This window comes from Nakamurella flava (assembly GCF_005298075.1).
Taxonomy (GTDB): domain Bacteria; phylum Actinomycetota; class Actinomycetes; order Mycobacteriales; family Nakamurellaceae; genus Nakamurella; species Nakamurella flava.
The window spans coordinates 1,186,286-1,213,245 of the sequence record NZ_SZZH01000001.1 but is presented as its reverse complement, the minus strand read 5'-3'; the positions used below and the strand labels follow the sequence as shown (position 1 = coordinate 1,213,245).

Genomic DNA, 26,960 nt, shown 5'->3' with positions numbered 1-26,960 from the left:
TCCGGCGCACGCTGCGTCGGACACGAAAGGATTCGCGTGAGCGAGACCACTGAGTCGCTCGACGCCCCCCAGGTCACCGAGACCGGGTCGGCTTCCACGGCCACCAAGAGCCGTCGTCGCGGCCCCGGTCTGACGGGAATGGTCCTGGCCGATCTCAAGACCCTCGCCGGCGAGCTCGGCATCAAGGGCACGTCGGGCATGCGCAAGGGCGACCTCGTGGCCGCCATCTCCGCCAAGCAGGGTGGCGGTTCCGCCGCGCCCGCGGCGGCCTCCACTCCGGCGGACACCACCTCCGCCGCCACCAGCAACGGCCGGCGCCGCAACGGCGCCGCGACCAGCAACGGGCACACCGCCGCGGCCGGCAGCAACGGTGCCGAGCCGCAGCTCCCGCTGACCGAGGTGGCCCCGCCGGTCGTCGACCAGCCCGCGCCGGCGTCGACGACGCCCCGCTCGGAGGCCTCCGCCCCCGAGGCGACCGTGAACGGCGCCGACAGCGCCGCACCCGCTCGCACCGACGAGCGGGCCGAGCGGGCCGACGCCGATGGCCGTGACGACAACCCCCGCAACCGACGCTCACGCCGCAACCGGCGGGACCGGGATCGCGGGGACCGCACGGATAACAGCGAGGGCACCACCGACGCCGGTGACCGGTCCACGGACGGTTCCGCCGACGCCGGCACCGACACCCGGGCCGAGGGCGGCCGCTCCGACAACCGGGACAACCGGGGTGAGAACCGCAGCGAACGGCAGAACGATCGGGGCGGCGACAACCGCAACGACCGCCAGACCGACCGCGGCGACACTCGCAACGACCGCGGCGACAACCGTCGCAACGACCGCAACGATCGGGACCGCAACGATCGGGACGACGACGAGGGCGACGGCCGCGGCCGGCGTGGTCGTCGGTACCGGGATCGCAACCGCCGGGGCCGGGACCGCTTCGCCGACAACGAGCCCGTCGGCGGTGGCCGTGACCCCGAGATCCGCGAGGACGACGTGCTGGTGCCCGTCGCAGGCATCCTGGACGTCCTGGATTCGTACGCGTTCATCCGGACCTCCGGCTACCTCACCGGGCCGAACGACGTCTACGTCTCGCTCTCCCAGGTCCGCAAGAACGGCCTTCGGCGCGGCGATGCCGTCACCGGTGCGGTGCGGGCGCTGCGTGACGGGGAGCAGTCCCGGCAGAAGTTCAACGCCCTGGTCCGGCTGGACACCGTCAACGGCCTCACCCCCGAGGAGGCCCGCCAGCGGCCCGAGTTCACCAAGCTCACCCCGCTGTACCCGAACGAGCGGCTGCGCCTGGAGACCGAGTCCCATCTGCTGACCACCCGGGTCATCGACCTGGTCATGCCGGTCGGCAAGGGCCAGCGGGCGCTGATCGTGTCGCCGCCCAAGGCCGGCAAGACGATGGTCATGCAGGCCATCGCCAACGCCATCGCGACCAACAATCCGGAATGCCACCTCATGGTCGTGCTCGTCGACGAGCGGCCGGAGGAGGTCACCGACATGCAGCGGTCGGTGAAGGGCGAGGTCATCGCCTCGACCTTCGACCGCCCGCCGGCCGACCACACCCTGGTCGCCGAGCTGTCCATCGAGCGGGCCAAGCGCCTCGTCGAGATGGGCAAGGACGTCGTGGTGCTGCTCGACTCGATCACCCGGCTCGGGCGGGCCTACAACCTGGCCGCCCCGGCGTCCGGGCGCATCCTGTCCGGTGGTGTCGACTCGACCGCGCTGTTCCCGCCGAAGCGTTTCCTCGGCGCGGCCCGCAACATCGAGAACGGCGGCTCGCTGACCATCTTCGCCTCGGCCCTGGTCGAGACCGGGTCGGCCGGTGACACGGTGATCTTCGAGGAGTTCAAGGGCACCGGCAACGCCGAGCTCAAGCTCGACCGGCGCCTCGCCGACAAGCGGATCTTCCCGGCGATCGACGTCGACCAGTCGTCGACCCGTAAGGAAGACCTGCTGATGTCGCCGGACGAGCTGGCCGTGGTGGTCAAGCTCCGTCGGCTGCTCGCCGCGCTGGACACCCAGCCGGCGCTGGAGCTGGTCCTGGACCGGCTGCGCAAGACCCGCAGCAACGTCGAGTTCCTCATGCAGGTGGCCAAGAACGCCCCCGGCGGGGAACGCGACTGATCTGCGTACCGCAGGCAAACGCTCGCTCCCGCAGCCGGAATACCTGGCCGGGGGCGGGCGTTGTCCGCGGTGTCGCGCCGGCTGGATTCCGGCTGGTGCGGCAGACCGTTCCGCTCATGGAATACTGGACGGTCGGCGCGCGATGACTGTCCGTCATCCGCGTTGCAGTACCCGTGCGACCCGCACCCACTCCCGGTACCGGTTCACGTCCCTCTCCCGCGTCCATCTCGGAACGGCCGTGACGGGCGACCCGGCGCCACGAAAGGATCCCAAGAGATGAAGTCCGGCATTCACCCCCAGTACGGCACCACCGAGGTCAGCTGCGGTTGCGGCAACACCTTCACCACCCGCAGCACCGCCGACGGCGGCAAGATCACGGTCGAGGTCTGCTCGGCGTGCCACCCGTTCTACACGGGCAAGCAGAAGATCCTGGACACCGGCGGCCGCGTGGCCCGCTTCGAGGCCCGGTACGGCAAGCGCAGCCGCTGACCTGGTCGGGCCGGTCCCGACCGGCCCGCCGAGCGTTGTCCGAGCTCGTCCACGGCGCCCGCGACCGAAAGTGGTCGCCGGGCGCCGTCGGCGTTTCCGGCGGTCCGTGGTCCCAGCAGTTTCGATCGACACCTGAGAGGCCCGAATGACGAGCACGCCCACGTCGTCCCGAGTGGCGGAGTTCGTCCGCGAGTACGCCGAACTCGAACAGGCCCTGTCCGACCCGGCGGTGCACGCCGACCAGGGCCGGGCCCGTCGCCTGGGTCGGCGGTACGCCGAGCTGACGCCCATCGTGACGACCGCCAACGAGCTGGCCACGGCCCGCGGGGATCTGGCGGCCGCCCGCGAGCTGGCCGGCGAGGACGCTTCCTTCGCCGAGGAGGCCCGGGAACTCGACGTCCGGGTCGACGAGCTCGAAGCCCGGCTGGCCGAGCTGCTCGTGCCCCGGGATCCGGACGACGCCAAGGACGTGCTGGTCGAGGTCAAGGCGGGGGAGGGCGGCGAGGAATCGGCCCTGTTCGCCGGCGACCTCATCCGGATGTACCTGCGCTACGCCGAACGCCACGGCTGGAAGACCGAGGTGCTCTCCGCGACCGACTCCGACCTCGGCGGCTACAAGGACGTCACCGTGGCCGTCAAGGCGCCGGGCTCGCCGGCTCCGGCGGACGGTGTCTGGGCGCGGCTGAAGTTCGAGGGCGGCGTCCACCGCGTCCAGCGGGTCCCGGTCACCGAGTCGCAGGGCCGGGTGCACACCTCCGCCGCCGGCGTCTTCGTCACCCCCGAGGCCGAGGACACCGACGACGAGGTCACCATCGCCGATGCCGACCTGCGCATCGACGTGTTCCGTTCGTCCGGCCCCGGCGGTCAGTCGGTCAACACCACCGATTCCGCGGTGCGCATCACGCACCTGCCCACCGGCATCGTCGTGTCCTGCCAGAACGAAAAGTCCCAGCTGCAGAACAAGGAACAGGCGATGCGGATCCTCCGCTCGCGGATCCTGGCCGCGGCCCGGGCCGAGGCCGAGGCCGCTGCTGCGGACGCCCGCCGCTCCCAGGTACGCACGGTCGACCGCTCCGAACGGGTGCGGACGTACAACTACCCCGAGAACCGGATCGCCGACCACCGGGTCGGGTACAAGGCCTACAACCTCGACGCCGTGCTGGACGGCGAGCTGGACGCCGTGCTGGACGCCCTGGCCGCCGCGGATCGTGCCGAGCGTCTCGGCGCCTCGTCGTGACCGGACCGGTGGAGGTCGAGGCCGGGGAGGTGCCGAGCCGGCATTCGGTGCCCGGCCGGGTCACCGCTCCCGGGCAGCGGCAGTCGCTGCGCGCCGCCGTCCGGGCTGCGGCCGTGACGCTGGGACAGGCGGGCGTGGCGTCGCCCGGGGTGGATGCCGAGGAGCTCGCCGCCCACCTGCTCGGGGTGGAGCGGACCCGGCTGGGTCTGACCCCGCTGGTCGAGCCGGACTGGGTGTCCGCCTATGCCGAGCTCGTCGCCCGCCGGGCCGAGCGGGTGCCGCTGCAGCACCTGACCGGGTTCGGGTACCTCGGCCGCGCCCGCGTCGCGGTCGGACCAGGAGTCTTCATCCCGCGTCCGGAGACCGAGTCCATGGTCGAGTGGGTGGTGGGTGCGCTCCGCGGTCGCCAGCGGCCGCTGGTGGTCGACCTCTGCACCGGCACCGGAGCCATCGCCATCGCCGTCGCCCTGGCCCGGCCCGACGCGCGCGTGATCGCCGTCGAGAAGTCCGTCGAGGCGCTGGTCTGGACCCGCCGCAACCTCACGGCCCACGCCGAGTCCGGCGGAACCCCCATCGAGCTGCGCGGCGGTGACGTCTTCGACGAGCGCCTGCTGTCCGATCTGGACGGTGCGGCCGACGTGGTCGTCTCCAATCCGCCGTACGTGCCGGCCGCGACCCCGGTCGAGCCCGAGGTGGCCGACCACGACCCGGCCGAGGCGGTCTTCGCCGGGGCCGACGGTCTGGATGTCATCCGTCCGCTCGTCTCGGTCGCCGCGAGCCTGCTGCAACGGGACGGATGGCTCGCCATCGAGCACGACGACACCCACGGCGAGACCGTGCCCGAGATGTTGCGCCGGCGCCGGGTGCTGGCCGACGTCGCCGACCACCGCGATCTGACCGGACGTCCGCGTTTCGTCACCGCCCGCCGGGTGCCGCTGGCCGCGGCCGACCAGCGCCGCTGAGTCCTGGGCGCCGGTCCTCCGCCGGAGCTGTGGCTCAGCCGGTCAGCGCTGCGAAAACGTCTGCGCTGAAAGGGATCTGGACGGCGGACCGAGATTGGGTCATCGGTCCGAGATAGTCGGTGAAAGCCTGCTTGTGCTGCGGGCTGTCGAGGTAGGCGTCCAGCCCGGCCTGGTCCTCGACGACGGCCAGCACCCCGTAGTCGGCGCCCTGGGGCCGCAGGTGCAGATTCGGCCCGGCCAGGTAGGCCTTGACCGACGGCAATTCGGCCCCCAGGGCGGTCAGGGCGGCCGTGAGTCCGGAGATCTGCTCGTCGGTCACCTCCGGCTTGAAGGTGAAAGCCACCAGATGCGCGATCATCGTCGGTCCTCATTCCGTTCCGTGGCTGGGCCGTCGGCGGGAGCCGGGGGCGTCGGGATCGAGGATAGGCACGACGCCCGGCCCGGTGATCGAGCGCCCCGCCGCGGCCTTCCCGTGCCTGCCGCGGCGACGACGTGATGGGATGGCGGGGTGACCAGCCCCGACCCCGCGACCGGTGCCGTCCCGTCCGACCACGCCGGTGACCGTGTCTATTCCTGTGCCGATCCCGTCACCCGCCGCAGCGGGCTGGAGGCGGCCGCCCGGACCGCTCGTAGCGGCAACCTGGTGGTGCTGCCCACCGACACCGTCTACGGCATCGGGGCCGACGCCTTCAACGCCGCCGCCGTGCGCGCCCTGCTCGCCGCCAAGGGCCGCGGCCCGGACATGCCGGTCCCGGTCCTCGTCGGGTCCTGGAGCACGATCGACGGCCTGGTGCTCGCCGTCCCCCCGGTGGCCCGCACCCTCATCGAGGCGTTCTGGCCCGGGGGCCTGTCGCTCGTCGTCGAACACGCCCCGTCGCTGCGCTGGGACCTCGGGGACAGCCACGGCACCGTCATGTTGCGGATGCCGCTGCACCCGGTGGCCCTGGATCTGTTGCGGATGGTCGGCCCGATGGCGGTGTCGAGCGCGAACCGGTCCGGCCACCCCCCGGCGACCGCCGTCGACCAGGCCGTGGAACAGCTCGGTGAGCGTGTCGACGTCTACCTGGACGGGGGACCGGCGCCGATCGGGGTCGCATCGACCGTGGTGGACGTCACCGGACCGGTGCCCCGGGTGCTGCGCGAGGGGGCGGTGTCGATCGATCGGCTGCGCGAGGTCGTCGGCGAGGTCGAACAGCTGTCGGCCGGCTGACCAGCGCCGCCCCGGTCATCGCCGAAGGCCCGGACCGACAGCGATCGGTCCGGGCCTTCGTGCACCCCCGGCGTGGGGTTTCGGGTGACGGCGGCGTCGGTACCGCGTGGTCCCGGGCGTCGGGTCGGAGTCGACGACCGCCGTTCCCGCCGTTGAAGAGACTCCGCGGGCGCCGGCCGGTTGCCCCGTGACGATGCCGTAACCGAAATACACCCCGTTCGGTGACCCGTCCGGCGTCCCGCGCCGGTGATGTCGCGGGGCCGGCTCCGCGCCGCGCCCGACCAGCAGGAACCCGACCGGTGTGCCGGACGCCGTTAGGGTGGCGCCCGTGGCGGCGTATGTGATCCCGGCGCGCGAGTACGCGCTGGTCTTCGGGACCGCCGTCGTCGTCACGTTCGTCCTGACCGGGCTGGTCCGTCTGTTGGCCGTCCGGGTGGGAGCGGTCACCCCGATCCGGGACCGGGACGTGCACAGTCTGCCGATCCCGCGGATGGGCGGGGTCGCGGTCTATCTGGGTTTCGCCGGCGCCGTGCTCATGGCCCTGCAGCTGCCGGCGCTGTCGGCGGCGTTCCGGGCGTCCTCGGAGATCGTCGGCGTCCTGGTCGCCGGAGCGGTGATCTGTCTGGTCGGCGTCCTGGACGACCGGTTCGACCTGGACGCGGTGGCCAAGCTCGCCGGCCAGATCCTGGCCGCTGGCGTCCTCGTGCTGTTCGGCGTGCAGTGGCAGTCACTCTGGTTGCCGGACAGTGACACCGGGGGGCAGGTCGTCTTCCTCGACCAGACGCAGGGCGTGGTGCTGACCATTCTGCTGACGGTCATCCTGACCAACGCCATGAACTTCATCGACGGCCTCGACGGGCTGCTGGCCGGGGTGGCGGCGATCTCCGCCCTGGCCCTGTTCGTGTTCTCCACCCGGCAGCTGTTCCTGTCCGGCAACGACACGTACGCCTCGCAACCGCCCTTGATGGCCGCGGCGCTGGTCGGGGCCTGTATCGGGTTCCTGCCCCACAACTTCTGGCCGGCCCGCATCTTCATGGGCGACTCGGGCGCCATGTTCATCGGCCTGGCCATGGCCGCCGCGACGGTGAGCGCCAACGGACGTCTCGACACCTCGACCTTCGGCCCACGCTCCACGATCGCCCTGCTGGCCCCGCTGGTGGTCGCCTTGGCCGTGGTCTTCATCCCGGTCCTGGACTTCCTGATGGCCGTCATCCGGCGCACCAAGGAGGGCCGGCATCCGTTCAGCGCCGACAAGCAGCACCTGCACCACCGCATGCTGGCCATCGGCCACACCCAACGGCAGGCCGTCCTCGTCTTCTACCTGTGGGCGGCGATCCTGGCCGGCGGCGCGGTCTCGTTGGCGTTCCTCACCACCGACCGTGGCATCGTGATAGCAGTCGTGGCGATGGTCGTGCTGCTCATCGCGGCCGCCGGCCTGTCGGTGTGGCCCCGCATCCGGGCCCGGCGGGTACAGCGCCGGAGCCCGGGGGCCGATTCGCCGCCGGAGCGGATCGCCGCCTGACCGGCGCCCGTCACCCGGCGGCCGCGAGCGGCGGGAGACGCCGACAGCCAGACCGGGTCCGACGGACGTCGCCGGACTGCGAAGAGAAGGGCACCACACGCCGTGACCGAATCACCGTCGGACCCCCGACGGGTCGATCTCACTCCGTCCATCGACGCCACCCGGCAGATCGCGGAGCGCAGCCGGACCCGGGGTATGTGGAGCCTGGCCCACCTCCGACTCTGCTGGACGGCGCTGCTGGCCGCGGGTGCCGTTCTCGGGGTGATCGGTGGGCTGACAGCCGGAAGTCGCGCGCTGGCCGGCGTCGCGCTGGGCACGGCAATCGTGGGGCTGTTCTTCACCGTGTCGGCGGTCGTCCTGGCCCGGGTCGGCAGCCGCAACCCGCAGGCCGTCATGATGGGCGCCCTCACCACCTATGTCGCCAAGGTGATCGCGTTGGGGGTGGTGCTGGTCCTGATGCCCGTCGACGGCCCGGTCGACACCCGATGGCTCGCCGGCGCGGTCGCCCTCGGCGTCTTCACCTGGCTCGCGGCGCATCTGCGGTACGTCTGGACCTTGAAGATCTTCTACGTCGATCCGCAGTGATCCCGCCCGTGGACGACCGTGGGTGGGCCATCCGGGCGGGCCGCGCGCCGCTGGCCGGTGCCGCAGGTCCTGATACAACAGAGGCCGAGACCTGTTGCCAGCGGCCCCGTCACATCGTGCGGAGTAACCTTCGACACTGTGTAGAAGATGCGGATCGTGTGAGCGCGACGAGCGAGGAACCACCTGATAGGGTCCCCTACGCCATGAAGATCACCGCCCGACCGCGTTCGCTCGCCAAGGCTCCATCACCGGCGTCGAACGAAGGCTGGGCGGTTCTGTCCACTCTCATCGCCGGCTTCGTGGTGTGGGGTGGCCTTGGCTGGCTGTTGGATCATTGGTGGGGCACCCGCCTGATGACCCCGATCGGCCTGCTGATCGGCATGGGGCTCGGCATCTATGCCGTGGTCATGCGTTTCGGGGCCACGGGCGTTGATCCGACGACGAAGACCACGGCCGCGTCGAGCACTTCGCAGCGCGAGAAGCCGAACACCAGCAGCACCAGCAGCACCCCGCCCCGTACGACTTCCGGCACCGCCGCCGTCTTCCCGACGGCGCCGAGCCACCAAGGCCAACCTCCGGCCGGCACCCGAAGGGAGACCGAGTGTCCCTGAGCCAGCTGTCGCAAACCGTCATGGTCGCGGCAGACGAGTTCGAGGCTCCGTCCGTCGAGCATGCTTTCTTCTTCGACCGGATCGGTGACGGCACCGTCATCGCGTCGGTCAAGGCGATGGTGCTGCTGGTCCTCGGCACCGTCCTGATCATCGCGTTCTTCCTCGCCGCGTCCCGTCGGGCCGCGATCCTGCCCGGCAAGCTCCAGTTCGCCGGCGAGGGCATCTATGGCTTCATCCGCAACGGTGTGGCCATCGAGATCCTCGGTGGACCGAACGGCCGCAAGTGGGCCGGCTTCCTCTGCACCCTCTTCGTCTTCATCCTGATCCAGAACATCTGGGGCATCGTCCCGGTCGCCCAGCTGCCGGTGACCTCGCACTTCGCGATCCCGGTCTTCCTGGCCGTGCTGGTCTGGGTGCTCTACATGTTCGTCGGGATCCGCAAGCACGGGTTCTTCGGATTCTTCAAGCTGATGTGCTACATCCCGGGTATCCCGGTCGCCATGCACGCGCTGCTGATCCCGATCGAATTCCTGTCGAACATCATCCTGCGGCCGTTCACCCTGGCCATCCGGTTGTTCGCCAACATGTTCGCCGGTCACATGCTGATCACCATCGCGGGCGTCGGCACTCTGTACCTGTGGGGGACCGGCACCGCGCTCAATTACGCCCTGGGCGTGCTGCCGGCAGTCGGCAGCATCGGGCTGGTGTTCTTCGAGCTGTTGATCTGCAGCCTGCAGGCCTACGTCTTCACTCTGCTCACGGCCATCTACCTCGAGTCGTCGCTCGCCGACTCGCACTGATCCCGCCCGGTCCGCCGGCGCACGCACCACCCGCACGACCAGCACCACCCCGCACCACCCCGGACGTTCATCGAGCGTCGACCCGTCTGTACCGCCCCTCTGACCTCCATCCATCGAAGGTCAGGGACCGATCAGATCCGGCTGACGGATCGCCTGAAAGGGAGAAGCACCCCCATGGATCAACTGGCCGAACTCACCGGCAACATCGGCACCGTCGGTTACGGTCTCGCGGCCATCGGCCCCGGTATCGGTGTCGGCATCGTGTGGGCGTCCTACATCCAGTCGACGGCGCGCCAGCCGGAGTCCGCCGGCCTGACCCGGACCTACGCGTTCCTCGGGTTCGCGGTGTCCGAGGCGCTGGCCCTGCTGGGCTTCGTCGTGCCGTTCATCCTGACCTGATCTCGCCCCTCCGTTCATCGTCGAGGCGAGAGAGTCGAGGATCGTCATGTACGTAGCTGCTGAAGCCACCAACCCGATCGGCCTGCCGATCGGTGAGGTGATCATCGGTGCGGTCGCCTTCGCCATCCTGGTGTTCGTGCTGGCCAAGTTTGTCTGGCCGCAGTTCGAAAAGGCCTACGCGGCCCGCACCAAGGCGATCGAAGGCGGCATCGCCAAGGCCGAGGAGGCCCAGAATGCGGCCAAGGCCGCGCTGGACCAGTACAACCAGCAGTTGGCCGGGGCCCGCGAGGAAGCCGCCAAGATCCGGGAGGACGCCCGGGCTCAGGCCCAGGCCATCCGGGACGACATGCTGGCCAAGGCCCACGAGGAGACCGAGCGGGTCGCCGCCTCCGGTCGGGCCCAGCTCGAGGCGCAGCGGGCGCAGATCGTGGCCGAGCTCCGCGGAGACCTCGGTCGGATGTCGGTCGACCTGGCCGGTCGCATCGTCGGTGAGTCCCTGGAGGACGAAGCCCGGCAGCGGCAGACCGTCGAGCGCTTCCTCGCGGATCTGGAGCGCTGATGCAGCACCTCGCCAGCCGTGACTCCCTCGCCCGGGTCACCGCGCACCTGCTGCAGGTGGCCGGGCCGCTGGACGACGCGGGCCTGTCCACCCTTGGTGGGCAGCTCAACGCCGTCTCGGACTTGCTGCTGACGCAGGTACCGCTGCGCCGGGCACTGTCGGAGTCCACCGTCGGCGGTGACGACCGGGCCTCCCTGGCCGGTCGTCTGCTCAACGGCAAGGTGGGCGACCCGGCCGTCGATGTCGTGCAGTTCGCGGCGCGCCAGGACTGGTCGAGCGCTCGCGACCTGCAGGAGGCTCTGCGGCGGGTCAGCCGCACCGCGTTGTTCCTGCGGGCCGAGCGCTCCGGCGAGCTCGACGAGGTGGAGGACCAGCTCTTCCGGTTCGCCCGCATCGTCGACGGCGCGCCCGAGCTGTCTGTCATCCTCGACGACCCGACCGCCGACCCGTCGGCCCGCAGTGCGTTGGTCGACCGGCTGCTGGCCGGTAAGGCCCACCCGCTCGTCGTCGAGCTGACCGACGCGCTCGCTCGGGACACGGCCGGTCGGTCGTTCACCCACGGCATCCGCGAACTGGTCGATCAGGCCGCTGAGCGTCGCGACAAGGTGGTGGCGATCGTGCGGAGCGCGGTGGCCCTGAGCCCCGAGCAGACCGAACGGTTGACCGGCGCCCTCGGCCGGATCTACGGCCGGCCGGTGTCGATCCATGTGGAGGTCGACCGGGCCGTGCTCGGTGGCATCCGCGTGCAGGTCGGTGACGAGGTCATCGACGGCACGGTCTCGGCCAAACTGGAAGGCCTGCGGCGGCGCCTGGCCGGTTGACCCGGTCGGGCCACCCCGGCCCATCCACGACGAACTGAAGTGCAGACGGAAGCGACAGGACAGGAACAGCGATGACCGAGTTGACGATCTCCCCGGACGAGATCCGCTCCGCGATCGAGAGCTACGTCACCCAGTACAGCCCGGAGGTGACCCGGGAAGAGGTCGGCATCGTCGCCGAGACCGGCGACGGCATCGCGACCGTCGAGGGTCTGCCGAGCGCCATGGCCAACGAGCTGCTGCAGTTCCCCGGCGGTGTACTCGGTGTGGCGCTGAACCTGGACGTCCGCAACATCGGTGCGGTCATCCTCGGTGACGCCAACACCATCGAGGAGGGCCAGCAGGTCACCCGCACCGGCGAGGTTCTCTCGGTGCCGGTCGGCGACGCCTTCCTCGGCCGGGTGGTCAACCCCCTCGGTCAGCCGATCGACGGCTTGGGCGAGGTCGCCTCCGAGGGTCAGCGCGCGCTGGAGATCCAGGCCGCCACCGTCGTGCAGCGACAGGGTGTGCACGAGCCCCTGCAGACCGGCATCAAGGCCATCGACGCCATGACGCCGATCGGCCGCGGCCAGCGCCAGCTGATCATCGGTGACCGCAAGACGGGCAAGACCGCCGTCTGCGTCGACACCATCATCAACCAGAAGCAGGCCTGGGAGACCGGCGACCCGAAGCAGCAGGTCCGCTGCATCTACGTCGCCGTCGGCCAGAAGGGCACCACGATCGCCGGCATCCGCCAGTCCCTCGAGGACGCCGGCGCGCTGGAGTACACGACGATCGTCGCCGCTCCCGCTTCCGATTCGGCCGGCTTCAAGTGGCTCGCCCCCTACACCGGGTCGGCCCTCGGCCAGCACTGGATGTACCAGGGCAAGCACGTCCTGATCGTGTTCGACGACCTGTCCAAGCAGGCGGAGGCCTACCGCGCGATCTCCCTGCTGCTGCGTCGCCCGCCGGGCCGCGAGGCCTACCCCGGCGACGTCTTCTACTTGCACTCCCGCCTGCTCGAGCGTTGCGCCAAGCTCTCCGACGACCTGGGTGCGGGCTCCATGACCGGTCTGCCGATCATCGAGACCAAGGCGGGTGACGTCTCGGCGTACATCCCGACCAACGTCATCTCGATCACCGACGGCCAGTGCTTCCTGCAGGGCGACCTGTTCAACGCTGGTGTCCGCCCGGCCGTCAACGTCGGCATCTCGGTGTCGCGCGTCGGTGGCGCCGCCCAGATCAAGGCCATGAAGTCGGTGTCCGGCACCCTGCGTCTGGATCTGTCGGCCTACCGCGAGCTGGAGGCCTTCGCCGCCTTCGGTTCCGACCTGGACGACGCCTCCAAGCGTTCGCTGTCCCGGGGATCGCGTCTGGTCGAGCTGCTGAAGCAGCCCCAGTACACGCCGTACCCGGTGGAGGAACAGGTCGTCTCGATCTGGGCCGGCACCCGTGGCCACCTGGACCGTGTCCCGGTCCAGGACGTCCGTCGCTTCGAGGGCGAGTACCTGCAGTTCCTGCGGCACGCCACCGGCAGCCCGCTGGCCACCATCAAGGAGACCAAGGTCCTCTCGGACGAGTCCGAGAAGAAGCTGATCGACCTGCTGGCCGAGTTCTCCGACACCTTCACCACCTCCGAGGGCGTCATCCTCGGACGGCAGGCCGAGGCCAAGGCGATGGATGCCGCGGACGTCGGCCAGGAGAAGGTCCAGGTCCGTCGCGCTGCCCCGGCCAAGTAGATGGTGCAGGCAAGCGTCGGCCGACCCAGGGAAGGTGAGTGATGGCGGCTCAGGTACGTGTCCTGCGTCAGCGGGTGCGCGCGGTCAAGTCGACCCAGAAGACCACCAAGGCGATGGAGATGATCGCCACCTCGCGGATCGCCAAGGCCCAGGCCAAGGTCGCGGCGGCGGCTCCCTACTCGCGGCAGATCACCGACGTGCTCACTGCGTTGGCGTCGGCCTCCACGCTCGACCACCCGCTGCTCACCGAGCGGCCGGAGCCCAAGCGTGCGGCCATCCTGCTGATCACCTCGGACCGCGGATTGTGCGGTGGCTACAACGCCAACGTCATCAAGGCGGCCGAGGAGCTCGGAGCGCTGCTGCGTTCGCAGGGCAAGGAGCCGGTGCTGTACATCATCGGTCGGAAGGGCGTCGGGTACTACACGTTCCGGCAGCGGCCGATCGTGCAGTCGTGGACCGGCTTCTCCGAGAAGCCGACCTACGCGGACGCCGAGGCGGCGGCTGACGCGCTCTTGCCGGCATTCCACGTCGGCAGCAACGGGGAGACCGAGGACGGCACCGCGGGTGTCGACGAGATTCATCTCGTCTCCACCCACTTCGTCTCGATGATCACGCAGACGGCCCAGGCCCGGCGGATGGCCCCGCTGGAGGTCGAGTACGTCGACTCGTCGGAGAATTCCGCACAGCAGACTCTGCTCCCGGCCTACGAGTTCGAGCCGTCGGCCGACCGGTTGCTCGACGAGATGCTGCCGAAGTACATCAAGACGCGGATCTTCGCGGCGCTGCTCGACTCGGCCGCGTCCGAGTCGGCGGCCCGGCGCGCCGCCTGCAAGGCGGCCACCGACAACGCCAACGACATCATCCGCAAGCTGAGCCGGGAAGCCAACCAGGCCCGCCAGGCGCAGATCACCCAGGAACTGTCCGAGATCGTCGGTGGTGCCGACGCTCTCGCCGCCCTCGGCAACGAAGAGGATTAGAGGATCGCCATGACCACCACCGAAGCACCAGCCACCACCGGCCGGGTCGTCCGGGTCATCGGGCCGGTCGTCGACGTCGAGTTCCCGCGCGGCGAGGTTCCCGAGCTGTTCAATGCGCTGAACGTCTCCGTCAGCGGCCTCGGCGACGACCGGGTGCTGACCCTCGAGGTCGCCCTGCACCTCGGCGACGACATCGTCCGCACCATTTCGATGCAGCCCACCGACGGTCTCGTCCGCGGGAGTTCGGTGTCCGACACCGGCCGCCCGATCTCCGTGCCGGTCGGCGATGTCGTCAAGGGACACGTGTTCAACGCGCTCGGGCAGTGCCTCGACGTCCCGGGTACCGGTCAGGATTCCGAGCACTGGCCGATCTACCGCAAGCCCCCGACGTTCGATCAGCTCGAGGGCCGCACCACCCAGCTCGTCACCGGTATCAAGGTCATCGACCTGCTGACCCCGTACGTGCAGGGCGGCAAGATCGGTCTGTTCGGTGGCGCCGGTGTCGGCAAGACGGTGCTCATCCAGGAGATGATCACCCGGGTCGCCAAGAACTTCGGTGGCACCTCGGTGTTCGCCGGGGTCGGCGAGCGCACCCGTGAGGGCAACGACCTCTTCACCGAGATGACCGAGTCCGGCGTCATCAACGACACCGCGCTCGTCTTCGGTCAGATGGACGAGCCGCCGGGGACCCGGATGCGGGTGGCGCTGTCCGCTCTCACCATGGCTGAGTACTTCCGCGACGTCCAGAACCAGGACGTGCTGCTGTTCATCGACAACATCTTCCGGTTCACCCAGGCCGGTTCCGAGGTCTCCACGCTGCTCGGCCGGATGCCGTCCGCGGTCGGTTACCAGCCGACCCTGGCGGACGAGATGGGCGAGCTGCAGGAACGGATCACCTCGACCAAGGGCCGTTCGATCACCTCGCTGCAGGCGATCTACGTCCCCGCGGACGACTACACCGATCCGGCGCCGGCGACGACGTTCGCCCACCTGGACGCGACCACCGAGCTCGACCGGGCGATCACCGAGAAGGGCATCTACCCCGCGGTGAACCCGCTGTCGTCGACCTCCCGGATCCTCGATCCGCAGTACGTCGGTGACGAGCACTACCGGGTCGCCCAGGAGGTCATCCGGATCCTGCAGAAGTACAAGGAACTGCAGGACATCATCGCGATCCTCGGCATGGACGAGCTGTCCGAGGAGGACAAGCTCCTCGTCGGCCGCGCCCGTCGTATGGAGCGCTTCCTCGGCCAGAACTTCTTCGTGGCGAAGCAGTTCACCGGTCAGGACGGCTCGTACGTCGAGATCGACGAGACGATCGAGGCGTTCGACAAGATCGCCAAGGGCGAGTTCGACAACATCCCGGAGCAGGCCTTCCTGAACGTCGGTGGGCTCGACGACGTGATGGCGAAGGCCAAGAGCCTCAGCTGACCTCCGTCTCGGTCGGAGCGGGGGTGTCGCGACGCCCCGGGCGAAAGCCCGGGGCGTTCGTGCACGGTGAGGCAGACGAGACACCTGTGGGTGGCCGGGGTCTCACCGGACAGTGACAGAGCGGACAGCAGTACCGGCAGGAACGGTTCGGGGAGCCGGGGCGCGGTCGCCTAGACTGGGCCCAGGTTCGGGGACCGCCGGACCTTGCCGCTATCAAGCCGACCCGGTGCGCCATCCGGGTGGCGGGCATTTCGAGCGGAGGACTGGTCATGGCTGAGATCCAGGTGAGCCTGGTGGCGGTCGAGCGTGAGTTGTGGAGCGGTACCGCCCAGATGGTGGTCGCCCGAACCGTCGACGGCGACATCGGTGTGATGGCGGGGCACGCGCCCCTGCTGGCGCAGCTGAAAGAGGGCTTCGCCGCCCGGATCGTGCCGGCGAACGGGACCGACATCCTCGGCGTAGCCGTGCACGGTGGGTTCCTTTCGGTGACCAAGGACGGCGTCACGATCCTCGCCGAGGACGCGGAGCTGTCGGACGAGATCGACGTCTCCCGGGCCCGCCAGGCGTACCAGGATGCGAAGGCCGTGGGTGGTGACTCGGCGGACGCCGAGGCCGAGCTGCGTCGGGCTCGAGCCCAGCTGCTCGCCACGGGTAACGAGATCTGATCGCCCGAACGGCACACTCACGATGGACGTCGTATCGCTGGCAGAGCTCCTCGGGCTGGCGATACTGATCGCCCTCGTGGCGGCAGTCGCAGTGATCGCTGTGCGACGCTCCGTGTTGATGCGGTCGGGCAGTGTCGATGTGTCGTGGCGGTTCGATCTCTCGCCCGGCGGCGGATCGTGGGTTCTCGGCCAGGCACTGTTCCACGAGAACCAGTTCCTGATGTACCGGTCGCTGTCGCCGCTGCCCGGCCCGGCCCGGCGGCTGCGGCGGGACCAGCTCGTCCTCGGCGGACGGCGCGCCGCCGAGGGCACCGAACCCGATTTGCTGCCGGCCGGGTCGGTCATCATCCGATGTACGCACGGCGGCCGACCACTGGAGATAGCGGTGTCGGAGTCCACCCTCACCGGGTTGCGGTCCTGGTTGGAGAGCGTCCCGCCGGTGGTCAATCCCGGCGGTGGACACCATTCACGCGACGCCGCCGGTCGCCGACGGGACTGACCCGGCTCCGTACCGACTTCTGTCAGTCGGTCGTCCGTGACGCCCCAGGGACCCACAACACATCGCCGTCCGGGTTCGCCGTCCGCGACAGGATGAACAACAGGTCGCTCAGCCGGTTCAGGTACGCCGGGGCCAACGGATTCGAACCGTCCGGGTCGGCCTCCCGCAACGCCCACGCACTTCGCTCCGCGCGTCGCGCCACGGTGCGAGCCAGGTGCAGGAAGGTGGCCGCGGCGGTACCGCCGGGCAGGATGAACGAGCGCAGGGGTGACAACTGGCTGTTGAACTCGTCGCACTCCCTCTCGAGCCGGTCGATGTACTCCTGCGTCACCCGCAACGGCGGATACGCGGGCTCGGCCACGACCGGGGTGGCGAGATCGGCACCCACGTCGAACAACTCGTTCTGCAACCGACGCAGCACACCGGTCAGGCGCTCGTCGGGTGCTCCTAACGTCAAGACCAGCCCCAGGACGGCGTTCGTCTCGTCGCAGTCGGCTGCCGCGACGATGCGCGGGTCGGTCTTGGGTACCCGGCTGAAATCAGCTAGGCCGGTGGTGCCGTCGTCGCCGGTCCGGGTGTAGATCCGCGTGAGATGAACTGCCATGGGCCGCACTCTACGGAGAGCCGCGGCCGGGTCGCCGGACGGGTCGCGCCGATGGGCAGGGGCCGGCGGACGGGCAGACGCCGCGCCGGACGCCTCGGGGCTGCCGGGACTGCCGCGCCCGCCGGATAGCATCGTCGGCGTGGAACGCTTCGTGGTGACCGGTGGAGCCCGGCTCGAGGGCAGCGTCGAGGTGGCCGGGGCGAAGAACAGCGTTCTCAAACTGATGGCCGCCGCGCTGCTCGCCGAGGGCACCACCACCATCACCAACTGCCCCGAGATCCTCGACGTGCCGCTGATGGCCGACGTACTGCGTGGCCTGGGATGCGACGTCGTCCTGGATGGTCAGGTCGTCACCATCGACACTCCGGCCGAGTTGTCCTGGTCGGCCGATTTCCCGGCGGTGGGTCGGCTGCGGGCGTCGGTCTGTGTGCTGGGTCCCCTCATGGGCCGCTGCGGGCGGGCGCGGGTCGCGCTGCCCGGTGGTGACGCCATCGGTTCACGCCCCTTGGACATGCATCAGTCGGGTCTGCGCAAGCTGGGCGCCGAGATGGGCATCGAGCACGGCCAGGTCGTCGGACGCGCCGATCGGTTGCGCGGGGCGGAGATCGGTCTCGACTTCCCGTCCGTGGGTGCCACCGAGAACATCCTCACCGCTGCGGTACTGGCTGAGGGCATCACGGTGATCGACAACGCCGCACGCGAACCGGAGATCATCGACCTGGTGCAGATGCTGCAGCAGATGGGAGCCGAGATCTCGGGCGCCGGTACGGCGACCATCACGATCCAGGGCGTCGACCGGCTCCAGCCGACCCGTCATCACACGGTGGGCGACCGGGTGGTCGGCGGCACCTGGGCGTACGCGGCGGCCATCACCCGAGGGTCGGTTCGCGTCATCGGGGTCGATCCGGTGTACATGGGCGCGCCGCTCGAGCGGCTGGTCCAGGCCGGGGCCGACGTCGAGCTCGACCCGGAGAACGGGATCACGACGGTGACCATGAACGGGCGTCCACGGGCGGTGGACTTCATCACCATGCCGTACCCGGGCTTCCCGACCGATCTGCAACCGATGGCGCTGGCTCTCGCCGCCGTGGCCGACGGCCACTCGTTGATCACCGAGAACGTCTTCGAGGCTCGCTTCCGGTTCGTCGACGAGCTCATCCGCATGGGTGCGGACGCCCGGACCGATGGGCATCACGCGTCCATCCGCGGTCGGGAGCAGTTGTCCAGCGCGCCGGTGTGGTCCACCGACATTCGCGCCGGTGCCGGCCTGGTGCTGGCCGGTCTGGCCGCCGAGGGCGTCACCGAGGTCCACGAGGTGGGCCACATCGATCGGGGCTACCCGCATTTCGTGGAGGACCTCCAGAAGCTCGGTGGGCAGATCCAGCGGGTGACCGATGAGCCGGCCGGAACCGGCGTGGCTGCCGCGCCGGCCTTCACGTCCTGAGGGGTTCTGCTCGTGCGTCTGGTGGTTGCTCGCTGTTCGGTCGACTACATCGGTCGGCTCACCGCCCATCTCGCTCCGGCGGTCCGGCTGCTGATGGTCAAGGCGGACGGTTCCGTGCTGGTCCACGCCGATGGTGGGTCGTACAAGCCGTTGAACTGGATGTCCCCGCCCTGCTGGCTGGTCGAGGAGCCGGGCCGGTGGACGGTGCAGAACAAGGCGGGTGAGCAGCTCGTCATCACCATGTCCGAGGTGCTGCACGACAGCCGACACGACCTCGGGCTGGATCCCGGTCTGGTGAAGGACGGCGTCGAAGCCCATCTGCAGGCCCTGCTGGCCGAGCACGTGCTCACCCTGGGGGAGGGGTGGACCCTGGTGCGGCGGGAGTACCCCACCCCGATCGGACCGGTGGACCTGATGTGTCGGGACGCCGCCGGTGGCTCCGTGGCCGTCGAGATCAAGCGGCGGGGCGAGATCGACGGGGTCGAGCAGTTGACCCGCTACCTCGACCTGCTGAACCGTGACCCCCTGCTGGCTCCGGTCAGCGGGGTGTTCGCTGCTCAGCAGATCAAGCCCCAGGCGCGGGTGCTGGCCGAGGACCGGGGCATCCGGTGCGTGGTGCTCGACTACGACCAGCTCCGGGGGATCGAGCGCGACGGCACGCTGTTCTAGCCGGCGTCGACGCCCCAGGGGTGACACAGACCGCGGGTTCGCTCATGGCGGAGCGCGCGTCGGCCCGGTGGTCGGTTCGCTCCCCAGGTACTGAACTAGCCTGGTCGTGGGTTCGTTCGGGCCCGTTCGTAGACGACGGAGGTAAGGCGTGGAGGTCAAGATCGGGGTCACCGACACCGGCCGTGAGCTGCTGGTGAACTCGCCGGCCAGCCCTGAGGAGATCGAGGCGCAGATCTCGGACGCTCTCAAGGCCACTTCGAACACGCTGGTACTGGTGGACGACAAGGGACGACGGGTCATCGTGCCGTCCGCTCGGATCGCCTATGTGGAGATCGCGCCGGCCGACACCCGGCGCGTGGGGTTCAGCTTCTCCGGCTGAGTCCGGCCGCCGGGGGCACCGGCGACGTGAGGTCCCCGAACCGCCCATCGCTCCGTCAGGACGCGGTGGGCGGTTCGCCGTTCCGGTCCGGCTCGACCTGGCGCGGAAATCGGGAGATGCCCCGCCACATCAGGGTCGACAGCAGCTCGATGGCCTCGCCCCGGGAGACGTGCGGTGATTGCTGCATCCAGTAGCGGGCGCCCACCTGGGAGAGTCCGACCAGGCCCGAGGCGAGCAGGCGGGCGTGTTCCACGTCGGCGCCGGTGTCGGCGGTGATCGTCTCGGTGATCGCCGAGATGCAGTCGTCGGTGACGCGGTCGACCACTTGGGCGACCTCCAACTGTCCCCGCAGGTCCGATTCGAAGATCAGCCGGTAGGCCTGCCCACGGTCGGCGACGAAGGAGAAATAGGCGGCGACCGCGTTGTCCACCCGCTCGTGGTTGTCCACCGAGGCGGCTAGCGCCGCCCGCACCATTCGCAGCAGTTCGTCGGCCGACTCGTTCAGCAACGCCAGGTACAGCTCGAGCTTCGACGGGAAATGCTGGTACAGCACGGGTTTGCTGACGCCGGCCCGGTCGGCGATGTCGTCCATCACCGCCGCGTGATAGCCCTGGACGACGAACACCTCCCGCGCCGCGTCGATCAAGGAGGCGCGCCGGGCCGACCGGGACAGCCGGGGGGTGGCCCGCGGGCCGGCGTCGGTCATCGGTCGTTCCTTCGTCACGACCCCGGGTAGCGGCGGGGTCTGGCGGTGCGGTGCTGGTCAGGGCTCGATCCACCCTAACCGTCCGGTCACGGAGCCCGGCCCGGGCATCGCCGCTGTCGGGCCGTTCGGGCGGAACGACCCAGCGACACAGTGACCCGGCCGGTCAGGGAGGTGGAACCAGGGGCGTCGTCCCTGCCCGCTCGGTCCCATCAGCGGCCGGGCTTGATGGGTACGTCGGCGATGTTCCCGACCGTGATGTCGGCGACCGCCGTCAGCGCTTCATCACCGAGGTAGACGCTCTGCGGATGGTTCTGCAGGTCGTCGGCCTGATCGGCGGCGTAGCCGATCAACGGAGCGGCCAGCCCGAACAGTGGTGCGGCGTAGGAACCGACCGTGGAGATGGTGTGGTCGCTGTGACCAGCGTTGGCGTCGATGACAGAAGCCCCGAATGGTGCGGCTGCCGGGTCCGGTCCGAACTGGGGTCCGGCCGGGTCCGTGATCATCTCGGCCATCGCCTGGGGCAAATCGTTGACGCGGCTGGTGGCCAGCCTCGTGGCCTTGGACACGAGATCGCTCGCCATGGCGACATTGTCCAGTCCGGATCGGGTCACCGGGTCGTCCAGTGCCACCACGTGGGTGTGGCCCGTGGGGACTCCGGGGTAGTCGCGCACGGTGTCGGCGAGCCGGCTCGCTCCGGGAGATCCCAACAGAACCAGGTCGTCGATGACTGCGCCCCGCACGGCGGCGGCTGAGGCCACCACCGAACCCATGGAGTGGCCGATCACCACCTGCCGGGCCGTGTCCGGCGCGTACAGCCGGAATCGCGACAAGTCGCTCGCCAGCGCGGCACCCCCGGCAACCGCAGCTCGGTCGTCCTCGGCAGCGGCGATGTTGGCTATTCGGTCAGGGGTGTACCCGTTGGTCAGCGGGATGTCGTAGCCGAACCAGGCCACGACGGCGGTGGTCTGCCCGGGGCTGCGGCGGTGCGCCTCCGTCTGCAGTCGGGAAGCTTCGCCCAGCGCGCCGGACATGTCGTCGGCACTGTTCTGGACGCCGGGAACCATGGTGGTGACCGTGTCAGCCGCCCCCATGTCTCCGATGCCGATCGCGGCGGTGCCCTGGCTGCTCGCGGTGGCGGGGGTGTAAGTCAGTAGTTGGACCGCTTGCCCGGAGGCTTCGGCTTGGACGAGAGCGGCGTGGATGTTGACGGCGCGGTGCCGAGTGACACGTTCGGGGGAAGCCAGATCGGCCTCCAGGCGCGCTCGCGCCTCGGCGTCGGCCTGCGTCGCCGTCGCCGGGGCCGGGGCCATGATGTCGTCGACCGATCGGGCCGCCGACTGCACCGCGGCCTCCAGAGCCGCGCCCGTTCGGCGAGTGGCATCGACCAGCACGCCACCGATGTTCGCGCCGGATCCGGCCTTCCCGCCGGCCAGGGCCGAGCCGATGGCGGCGCCCAGCGCGCCGATGGTGAGCGCAGCGGCATCCGTCATGAGGTCGAAGCCGTGGTGGGCCAGATCGGAGAGCCCCGGCCCGGCGATCGTGGGGGCGGAGTCCGGTGGCAACTGCGGAATGCGCTGGAGCATGTCCCGCGGATCGGTCCGGAGGACCGTGACGAGTTCGCGGAGTGCGCTTTCGAGCCGCGCTTCCAGGGCGGTGAGGCGCTCGTGGGCCGCGGTCACGGTGGGCAGCACCGTGGCGGCCGTGCCGTCGATGGTGGTGCCGGACGGATTGGACAGCGGGTACGGCAACGTCGTCGCCGGCGCGTTCGCCACTCGCCCGGTGGAGGGGTCGAAACCGGCTGCTGTCAAGGCACTCTCGGCTTCGACAACGGTGGCCTGGCTCTGGAACTGCAGCTGGGCGAAGGTGGCGCGCGCGCCGCCGATCGCTCCCGCCATCGCATCCATGGTCGCCCGGCCGGCCATGGCCGCCATCGCGGTCTGCCCGATCGCGGTGACCGCCGATCGGCCCGTCGTCCAGCCACTGGCCGTCACTCCGGCCGCCGACTGCGCGGCTTTCGAACCCTGGAACAGGGCGACCGATGCCGCGTTCGCGAACTGGGCGCAGGTGGCCAGTTCGTCGACCGGCAGCCGTTCGATGCGGTCGGCGATGACCCCGGGGTCGGGCACCCGGCAGGCCGCTGCGGCGGCGCTCAAGACGGTGCCGCTCACCGGGGTCCGCCGGCGAGGGCCGTTTCGGTGGCGTCGAACTGGGCGGCGGTGGTCCGTAGCGCATCGCCGAGACGGGCCGCGCGGTCGGCCAACAGGCGGGCGCATTCAGCGCCCTGCATCAGGCTCCGTTCGAGTCGGTCGGCGGCTTCGAGGGCCGCACCGCTGGTGCCGAAGGCGGTGGAATCGAAGTGGATGCCGACGGGCCGATCGTCGGTGCGTCGCAGCGCGGCCACCGCCTCGTCGAGGTGACCCGCCGCCTGGTGCAGGCGGACGGTGTCCACCGTCAGGTCTGACATGGGGGCTCCTTCATCCGGAATGGCTCGGTCCACCCTGCAGCGGTCGCGGATCTCCACGCGCCTGATGTGGGTCCGTGTGCATACCGCGGCACGGATGTGGATAGCTGAGCTGGCGAACCCGTCCGGTGGGACCCATCTCGGACAGCACCGGGCACGATGGGACGGTGGAAACTGCCGGGCCGTACCGCCGCCTACCGGGGCCCCGACCGCGTGACGAACTCGCGTCGTGGACCACCGCGGTCCTCGACGACGGTCCGTTGCCCGAGATCCCCTCTCTGAGTGCACCGTCCCCCGCGGGCTGGTGGGAGGTGATCGAGGGGCAGGGCCTCTACGTGCGCCGGACGTCGGGCCACGCGCCGCAGTCAGCTGCACCCGTGTGGTGTGTGCACGGACTGGCGGGTTCGTCCACCAATTGGAACCGGTTGGCACGCGCCCTGTCTGATGTGGCTCCCACCTTCGCGGTCGATCTCCCCGGACACGGGTGGTCCGATCCGTCGCCTCGGGACGACTACGACCTGCCCGCTCAGGCCCGCCTGCTGGGCATGCTGATCGATCACGTGGGTGGCGGTCCGGTCAACCTCGTCGGCAACTCCTACGGTGGCATCGTCGCGACGCTGCTCGCCGCTGAGCGCCCGGAGCTGGTCCGCACACTCACCCTCATCTCGCCGGCGGTCCCCGATTTCCGCCTGATCGGAGAACGGGGGGCCGATCCACGGATCGGACTGTTGCTCGTCCCCGGGACCGCGGGGCCGGCGGTTCGTCAGCTCGCCCGCGTCGACCCGGACAGGCGGGCCAGGTCGCTGGCCATGGTCTGCTTCGGGCGCCCGGATCTGGTGCCGCCGGAGGGCTTACGGGCGGCCGCGGCGGAGGTCGGCGAACGAGCATCGTTACCCTGGGTACACACCTCGACGATCGGGGCCGCCCGCTCGCTCATCGCTGGATACTTCCGTCCCGGCCGCCATTCGTTCCTCGCGGCGGCCAGCCGGGTGCAAGCGCCGGTCCTCGTGATCTGGGGTACGCGCGATCGGCTCGTGGACGTCCGCTTGGCCCGTTCGACCGCCGCGGCGTTCGCCGACAGCCGGTTGCTGGTCGTCGCCGGCAGCGGTCACGTCGCCCAGATGGAGGACCCGGAGCTGGTGGCGCGAGCCCTTCGGGCGCTACTGCGATCTCGCTCCGTACAGATCGGCGCGGGTCCGGCGGACAGCGCGCCGTCCGTGGACGCACAGCGGGCTGTGGCAGGCTCGTCGTCGTGACGTCCTCCGGATCAGATTCTCCCCGCTACCGGTGGACACCCAACGACAGCGAGTCGCACTCGTCGGGTTCTCACCGTCCTGTCGACCGTTCCACTCTGTGGGACGACCGAGGTAGCCCCCACATCTCGACACCTCCAGTGCGTCGCCGCCCCCCGCCCACTCCGGCGCCTCGCCGGTCCACACAGAGTGACGATTCTCACCCCACAGTCGAGCCGGCGCCGAGCCGCGTTCGGCGGTCGCCGGCTGCGGGCTGGGTCCCGGATGACGAGCACCCTAACGACCGGCCATCCGACCAGCACCCGCCAGTGCACCGGCGACCCGGACGCGCGTCGTCGTCGACGCGCGCGGCGGGTTCGTCGGGTCGGGCCCGCCGCGCACCGGCCGAAGGGGAATGGCCCCCGGTCCAGGGTGCCGGGCCGTGGACCGACGGACGGGGTCGGCGTCGAAGCGCCCAGGCCCCGTCGGCCCGCGGCTCCCGGTCGCCCCAGCGCCGGCCGGGTCGTTCCTGGCGCGCGATTCTCATCCCCGTCCTGGCGGTCCTGACGGTGATCGCCATCGTGCAGGTGGCGAGCCGCCCCGACACCGGGACACCGGCTCCGGTGGCCGCGGACGTCGCGCCGGTCGCCCAGAGCTCGTTGAGCCCGGACACCGGCGGCGCGACGACCGCGCCGGCCCCGGCCACGACGGACACCGCCGGTCAAGCAGCGCCTCCCGCGACCACGACCCCACAGCCCGCGGCCGCCCTCGCGTCCGCGACGACGCTCGAGGAGTTCATGAAGGCGGCCGGAACCCTGCCCGATGGCCCCCCGTTCGCCGAGACCGGACCGGGAACCTGGCACGTAGTGCCCGGGACGACACCGGTCCACGGCACCGGCGGGCGTGCGTACACCTACGCCATCGACGTCGAGGACGGGATCCAAAGCCCCGAGGCCGATGCCGAATTCGCCGCCGCGGTCGACTCGGCCCTGTCCGACCAGCGCTCCTGGGTCGGCGGTGGCGAGTTCAGTCTGGCCCGGGTCGACTCCGGCACCCCCTCCTTCCGGGTGACATTGGCCAGCCAGATGACCATCCGTTCCGTCTGCGGTTTCGACATCCCGTTGGAGTCGTCGTGTTACAGCAGCGCGGCCGGGCGGGTCATGATCAACGTGGCCCGCTGGACACGGGGAGCCGAGACCTACGGCACCGATCTGGCCGACTACCGCGTCTACGCGATCAACCATGAGGTCGGCCACGCGCTCGGCTTCGGACACGAGCCGTGCAAGGGCAACGGCGCGCCGGCGCCGGTGATGATGCAGCAGTCGTGGAGCGTGTCGAACGATCAGCTGAACTTCCTCAACCCGCAGCTCATCCCACGGGACGGGGCGGTGTGCGCTCCCAACCCGTACCCGTTCCCCGACAACCCCGCTGCGGCTGCTGCGAGCGTGGCCGCCGGGTGATCGGCGCCTCGATCCGACATCGGTGGATCGCAGTGCTCGGCCGGTGGGGAAGAATTGACGGCCGGTAACCGTTGCCCCGGTACCAGACCCATGCCGGTGTTCGAGGAGAGTGTCGTGTCGTTGCCCCCGCTGGTGGAACCAGCTGAAACGTTGAGCAAGGCCGAGGTGGAGCGCTACTCGCGCCACCTGATCATCCCGGACGTCGGGATGATCGGGCAGAAGCGTCTGAAGAACGCCAAGGTGCTGGTCGTCGGCGCCGGTGGGCTGGGCTCTCCGGCCCTGCTGTACCTGGCGGCGGCCGGTGTCGGCACGCTGGGCATCCTGGATTTCGACATCGTCGACGAGTCCAACCTGCAGCGCCAGGTCATCCACGGCCAGTCCGATGTCGGCCGGTCCAAGGCGGAGTCCGCAGCTGCGTCCGTCGCCGAGATCAACCCCTACGTCCAGGTCAACCTGCACACCGAGCGGTTGGACTCCGGAAACGCGCTGGAGATCTTCGCGCCCTATGACCTGATCCTGGACGGCACGGACAACTTCGCCACGCGTTACCTCGTCAACGACGCCTGCGTGCTGCTCGGCAAGCCCTACGTGTGGGGTTCGATCTATCGTTTCGAGGGCCAGGCCAGCGTGTTCTGGGCCGAACCGACCGGAGCCAGCTCCGAGGGTGTCCAGTACCGCGACCTGTACCCCGAGCCGCCGCCGCCCGGCATGGTGCCGTCCTGCGCCGAGGGTGGGGTGCTGGGTGTGCTCTGCGCATCCATCGGATCCATCATGGTCAACGAGGCCATCAAGCTCATCTGCGGAATCGGCGAGACGCTGCTCGGCCGCCTGATGGTCTACGACGCGCTGGAGATGACCTACCGCACGGTCCGCATCCGCAAGGACCCGGCCGGCGAGCCAATCACCGGTCTCATCGACTACGAAGCCTTCTGCGGCTCGCTGAGCGATGACGCGGCCGCTGCTGCGTCCGGTCACACCATCTCGGCGCGTGACCTGAAATCGAAGATCGACTCCGGCGACGACTTCCTCCTGGTCGACGTTCGCGAGCCCAACGAGTACGAGATCGTCAACATCCCTGGCGCGGTTCTGATCCCCAAGGGCGACATCCTGTCGGGCGAGGCGCTCTCGACCCTCCCGCAGGACAAGCAGGTCATCCTGCACTGCAAGTCTGGAGCGCGCTCCGCGGAGGCCCTGGCGGTCCTGCACAAGGCCGGTTTCGGCGATGCGGTACATGTCGGTGGCGGTGTACTGGCCTGGATCAAGCAGGTCGACCCCAGCCTGCCGGTGTACTGACAAACCGGGTGTGATCGATCCTTCCATCATCCGGTTCCGGCCCCGGGGGTGCGACATGCCCCCGGGGCGGACGGGCCGTCCCATACGGCTCGCCGTT

At 70.0% G+C, this 26,960-nt stretch carries 28 protein-coding genes; 23 read left to right on the top strand and 5 right to left on the bottom strand.

Annotated elements, in window-relative coordinates; genetic code table 11:
• The first annotated feature begins 36 nt into the window (after positions 1 to 36).
• The 4 genes from rho (at position 37) to prmC (ending at position 4,821) form a co-directional block, all read left to right on the top strand.
• Positions 37 to 2,133, top strand: a complete 2,097-nt coding sequence (gene rho, locus FDO65_RS05425) for a transcription termination factor Rho (protein WP_240757437.1) — start codon at positions 37 to 39, stop codon at positions 2,131 to 2,133.
• 276 nt (positions 2,134 to 2,409) lie between these two features.
• Positions 2,410 to 2,622 carry a 50S ribosomal protein L31 gene (rpmE, locus tag FDO65_RS05420; protein WP_137448389.1) on the top strand — a complete coding sequence of 71 codons (213 nt, stop codon included), beginning with the start codon at positions 2,410 to 2,412 and terminating at the stop codon, positions 2,620 to 2,622.
• A gap of 145 nt (positions 2,623 to 2,767) precedes the next feature.
• Complete coding sequence (prfA, locus tag FDO65_RS05415; RefSeq protein WP_137448388.1) at positions 2,768 to 3,859, top strand: peptide chain release factor 1; 1,092 nt, start codon at positions 2,768 to 2,770, stop codon at positions 3,857 to 3,859.
• Between the two features lie 47 nt (positions 3,860 to 3,906).
• A complete protein-coding gene (prmC, locus tag FDO65_RS05410) occupies positions 3,907 to 4,821 on the top strand; it encodes a peptide chain release factor N(5)-glutamine methyltransferase (protein WP_137449486.1) in 915 nt (304 codons plus the stop codon).
• Between the two features lie 34 nt (positions 4,822 to 4,855).
• Here the strand turns inward: prmC and FDO65_RS05405 are convergent, their stop codons facing one another.
• Positions 4,856 to 5,179: a Dabb family protein gene (locus FDO65_RS05405; RefSeq protein ID WP_137448387.1), complete on the bottom strand. Its 324-nt coding sequence runs from the start codon at positions 5,177 to 5,179 to the stop codon at positions 4,856 to 4,858.
• Positions 5,180 to 5,329: 150 nt separating this feature from the next.
• Between FDO65_RS05405 and FDO65_RS05400 the strand changes: the two genes are divergently transcribed.
• The 13 genes from FDO65_RS05400 (at position 5,330) to FDO65_RS05340 (ending at position 16,615) form a co-directional block, all read left to right on the top strand.
• A complete protein-coding gene (locus FDO65_RS05400; protein ID WP_137448386.1) occupies positions 5,330 to 6,031 on the top strand; it encodes an L-threonylcarbamoyladenylate synthase in 702 nt (233 codons plus the stop codon).
• A gap of 319 nt (positions 6,032 to 6,350) precedes the next feature.
• Positions 6,351 to 7,553, top strand: coding sequence for an MraY family glycosyltransferase (locus FDO65_RS05395; RefSeq protein WP_137448385.1), 1,203 nt, complete (start codon positions 6,351 to 6,353; stop codon positions 7,551 to 7,553).
• Between the two features lie 102 nt (positions 7,554 to 7,655).
• Positions 7,656 to 8,138: a hypothetical protein gene (locus FDO65_RS05390; RefSeq protein ID WP_137448384.1), complete on the top strand. Its 483-nt coding sequence runs from the start codon at positions 7,656 to 7,658 to the stop codon at positions 8,136 to 8,138.
• Positions 8,139 to 8,341: 203 nt separating this feature from the next.
• Positions 8,342 to 8,749, top strand: a complete 408-nt coding sequence (locus tag FDO65_RS05385) for an AtpZ/AtpI family protein (protein ID WP_137448383.1) — start codon at positions 8,342 to 8,344, stop codon at positions 8,747 to 8,749.
• Entirely contained in the window at positions 8,740 to 9,549 is an 810-nt protein-coding gene (gene atpB / locus FDO65_RS05380) for a F0F1 ATP synthase subunit A (protein ID WP_137448382.1), read from the top strand. The genes FDO65_RS05385 and atpB overlap by 10 nt, the downstream gene beginning before the upstream one ends.
• Positions 9,550 to 9,723: 174 nt before the next feature.
• Positions 9,724 to 9,948, top strand: a complete 225-nt coding sequence (gene atpE, locus FDO65_RS05375; RefSeq protein ID WP_137448381.1) for an ATP synthase F0 subunit C — start codon at positions 9,724 to 9,726, stop codon at positions 9,946 to 9,948.
• Positions 9,949 to 9,994: 46 nt separating this feature from the next.
• A complete protein-coding gene (locus tag FDO65_RS05370) occupies positions 9,995 to 10,507 on the top strand; it encodes a F0F1 ATP synthase subunit B (RefSeq protein WP_137448380.1) in 513 nt (170 codons plus the stop codon).
• Positions 10,507 to 11,328, top strand: a complete 822-nt coding sequence (locus tag FDO65_RS05365; RefSeq protein WP_137448379.1) for a F0F1 ATP synthase subunit delta — start codon at positions 10,507 to 10,509, stop codon at positions 11,326 to 11,328. Before FDO65_RS05370 ends, FDO65_RS05365 begins: the two co-directional genes overlap by 1 nt.
• 71 nt (positions 11,329 to 11,399) lie before the next feature.
• On the top strand, positions 11,400 to 13,043 hold the full coding sequence (gene atpA / locus FDO65_RS05360) for a F0F1 ATP synthase subunit alpha (RefSeq protein WP_137448378.1): 1,644 nt from the start codon (positions 11,400 to 11,402) through the stop codon (positions 13,041 to 13,043).
• Between the two features lie 41 nt (positions 13,044 to 13,084).
• A complete protein-coding gene (locus tag FDO65_RS05355; RefSeq protein WP_137448377.1) occupies positions 13,085 to 14,020 on the top strand; it encodes a F0F1 ATP synthase subunit gamma in 936 nt (311 codons plus the stop codon).
• A gap of 9 nt (positions 14,021 to 14,029) precedes the next feature.
• On the top strand, positions 14,030 to 15,451 hold the full coding sequence (atpD, locus tag FDO65_RS05350) for a F0F1 ATP synthase subunit beta (protein ID WP_137448376.1): 1,422 nt from the start codon (positions 14,030 to 14,032) through the stop codon (positions 15,449 to 15,451).
• 269 nt (positions 15,452 to 15,720) lie between these two features.
• Positions 15,721 to 16,116 carry a F0F1 ATP synthase subunit epsilon gene (locus FDO65_RS05345; RefSeq protein WP_137448375.1) on the top strand — a complete coding sequence of 132 codons (396 nt, stop codon included), beginning with the start codon at positions 15,721 to 15,723 and terminating at the stop codon, positions 16,114 to 16,116.
• Complete coding sequence (locus FDO65_RS05340) at positions 16,025 to 16,615, top strand: DUF2550 domain-containing protein (RefSeq protein ID WP_137448374.1); 591 nt, start codon at positions 16,025 to 16,027, stop codon at positions 16,613 to 16,615. Before FDO65_RS05345 ends, FDO65_RS05340 begins: the two co-directional genes overlap by 92 nt.
• Positions 16,616 to 16,637: 22 nt before the next feature.
• Here the strand turns inward: FDO65_RS05340 and FDO65_RS05335 are convergent, their stop codons facing one another.
• Entirely contained in the window at positions 16,638 to 17,219 is a 582-nt protein-coding gene (locus FDO65_RS05335; protein ID WP_137448373.1) for a cob(I)yrinic acid a,c-diamide adenosyltransferase, read from the bottom strand.
• A 139-nt stretch (positions 17,220 to 17,358) separates the two neighbouring features.
• Here FDO65_RS05335 and murA point away from each other — a divergent pair, with 139 nt between their 5' ends.
• The 3 genes from murA (at position 17,359) to FDO65_RS05320 (ending at position 19,711) form a co-directional block, all read left to right on the top strand.
• Positions 17,359 to 18,663 (top strand): UDP-N-acetylglucosamine 1-carboxyvinyltransferase, encoded by a 1,305-nt coding sequence (gene murA / locus FDO65_RS05330; RefSeq protein ID WP_137448372.1) that lies wholly within the window; start codon positions 17,359 to 17,361, stop codon positions 18,661 to 18,663.
• A gap of 12 nt (positions 18,664 to 18,675) precedes the next feature.
• Positions 18,676 to 19,332 (top strand): endonuclease NucS, encoded by a 657-nt coding sequence (gene nucS, locus FDO65_RS05325; RefSeq protein WP_137448371.1) that lies wholly within the window; start codon positions 18,676 to 18,678, stop codon positions 19,330 to 19,332.
• 148 nt (positions 19,333 to 19,480) lie between these two features.
• Positions 19,481 to 19,711 carry a DUF3107 domain-containing protein gene (locus FDO65_RS05320; RefSeq protein WP_137448370.1) on the top strand — a complete coding sequence of 77 codons (231 nt, stop codon included), beginning with the start codon at positions 19,481 to 19,483 and terminating at the stop codon, positions 19,709 to 19,711.
• A 55-nt stretch (positions 19,712 to 19,766) separates the two neighbouring features.
• Here FDO65_RS05320 and FDO65_RS05315 read toward each other — a convergent pair whose 3' ends face one another.
• The 3 genes from FDO65_RS05315 to FDO65_RS05305 form a co-directional block, all read right to left on the bottom strand.
• Positions 19,767 to 20,417, bottom strand: a complete 651-nt coding sequence (locus FDO65_RS05315) for a TetR/AcrR family transcriptional regulator (protein ID WP_137448369.1) — start codon at positions 20,415 to 20,417, stop codon at positions 19,767 to 19,769.
• A gap of 209 nt (positions 20,418 to 20,626) precedes the next feature.
• Positions 20,627 to 22,585 carry an alpha/beta hydrolase gene (locus tag FDO65_RS05310; RefSeq protein WP_166442043.1) on the bottom strand — a complete coding sequence of 653 codons (1,959 nt, stop codon included), beginning with the start codon at positions 22,583 to 22,585 and terminating at the stop codon, positions 20,627 to 20,629.
• Entirely contained in the window at positions 22,582 to 22,881 is a 300-nt protein-coding gene (locus tag FDO65_RS05305; RefSeq protein WP_137448367.1) for a type VII secretion target, read from the bottom strand. The genes FDO65_RS05310 and FDO65_RS05305 overlap by 4 nt, the downstream gene beginning before the upstream one ends.
• Positions 22,882 to 23,006: 125 nt before the next feature.
• On the opposite strand from FDO65_RS05305, the gene FDO65_RS05300 reads away from it, so the two are divergent.
• The 3 genes from FDO65_RS05300 (at position 23,007) to moeZ (ending at position 26,863) form a co-directional block, all read left to right on the top strand.
• Positions 23,007 to 24,134: an alpha/beta fold hydrolase gene (locus FDO65_RS05300; protein WP_338101038.1), complete on the top strand. Its 1,128-nt coding sequence runs from the start codon at positions 23,007 to 23,009 to the stop codon at positions 24,132 to 24,134.
• Positions 24,135 to 24,679: 545 nt separating this feature from the next.
• The gene (locus tag FDO65_RS05295) at positions 24,680 to 25,570 is read left to right on the top strand and encodes a DUF3152 domain-containing protein (RefSeq protein WP_205849793.1); all 891 of its coding nucleotides are present in this window, start codon (positions 24,680 to 24,682) and stop codon (positions 25,568 to 25,570) included.
• 90 nt (positions 25,571 to 25,660) lie between these two features.
• Entirely contained in the window at positions 25,661 to 26,863 is a 1,203-nt protein-coding gene (gene moeZ, locus FDO65_RS05290; protein WP_137448365.1) for an adenylyltransferase/sulfurtransferase MoeZ, read from the top strand.
• The last annotated feature ends 97 nt before the right edge of the window (positions 26,864 to 26,960 follow it).

Coding starts and splice junctions, on each gene's coding strand:
- FDO65_RS05365 (WP_137448379.1), top strand. CDS start 10,507: ATGCAGCACCTCGCCAGCCGTGACTCCCTCGCCCGGGTCACCGCGCAC.
- atpE (WP_137448381.1), top strand. CDS start 9,724: ATGGATCAACTGGCCGAACTCACCGGCAACATCGGCACCGTCGGTTAC.
- prfA (WP_137448388.1), top strand. CDS start 2,768: ATGACGAGCACGCCCACGTCGTCCCGAGTGGCGGAGTTCGTCCGCGAG.
- FDO65_RS05335 (WP_137448373.1), bottom strand. CDS start 17,219: ATGGCAGTTCATCTCACGCGGATCTACACCCGGACCGGCGACGACGGC.
- FDO65_RS05305 (WP_137448367.1), bottom strand. CDS start 22,881: ATGTCAGACCTGACGGTGGACACCGTCCGCCTGCACCAGGCGGCGGGT.
- rpmE (WP_137448389.1), top strand. CDS start 2,410: ATGAAGTCCGGCATTCACCCCCAGTACGGCACCACCGAGGTCAGCTGC.
- moeZ (WP_137448365.1), top strand. CDS start 25,661: ATGCCGGTGTTCGAGGAGAGTGTCGTGTCGTTGCCCCCGCTGGTGGAA.
- FDO65_RS05385 (WP_137448383.1), top strand. CDS start 8,342: ATGAAGATCACCGCCCGACCGCGTTCGCTCGCCAAGGCTCCATCACCG.
- atpD (WP_137448376.1), top strand. CDS start 14,030: ATGACCACCACCGAAGCACCAGCCACCACCGGCCGGGTCGTCCGGGTC.
- FDO65_RS05370 (WP_137448380.1), top strand. CDS start 9,995: ATGTACGTAGCTGCTGAAGCCACCAACCCGATCGGCCTGCCGATCGGT.
- FDO65_RS05315 (WP_137448369.1), bottom strand. CDS start 20,417: ATGACCGACGCCGGCCCGCGGGCCACCCCCCGGCTGTCCCGGTCGGCC.
- FDO65_RS05340 (WP_137448374.1), top strand. CDS start 16,025: ATGCGAAGGCCGTGGGTGGTGACTCGGCGGACGCCGAGGCCGAGCTGC.
- FDO65_RS05345 (WP_137448375.1), top strand. CDS start 15,721: ATGGCTGAGATCCAGGTGAGCCTGGTGGCGGTCGAGCGTGAGTTGTGG.
- atpA (WP_137448378.1), top strand. CDS start 11,400: ATGACCGAGTTGACGATCTCCCCGGACGAGATCCGCTCCGCGATCGAG.
- FDO65_RS05405 (WP_137448387.1), bottom strand. CDS start 5,179: ATGATCGCGCATCTGGTGGCTTTCACCTTCAAGCCGGAGGTGACCGAC.
- FDO65_RS05355 (WP_137448377.1), top strand. CDS start 13,085: ATGGCGGCTCAGGTACGTGTCCTGCGTCAGCGGGTGCGCGCGGTCAAG.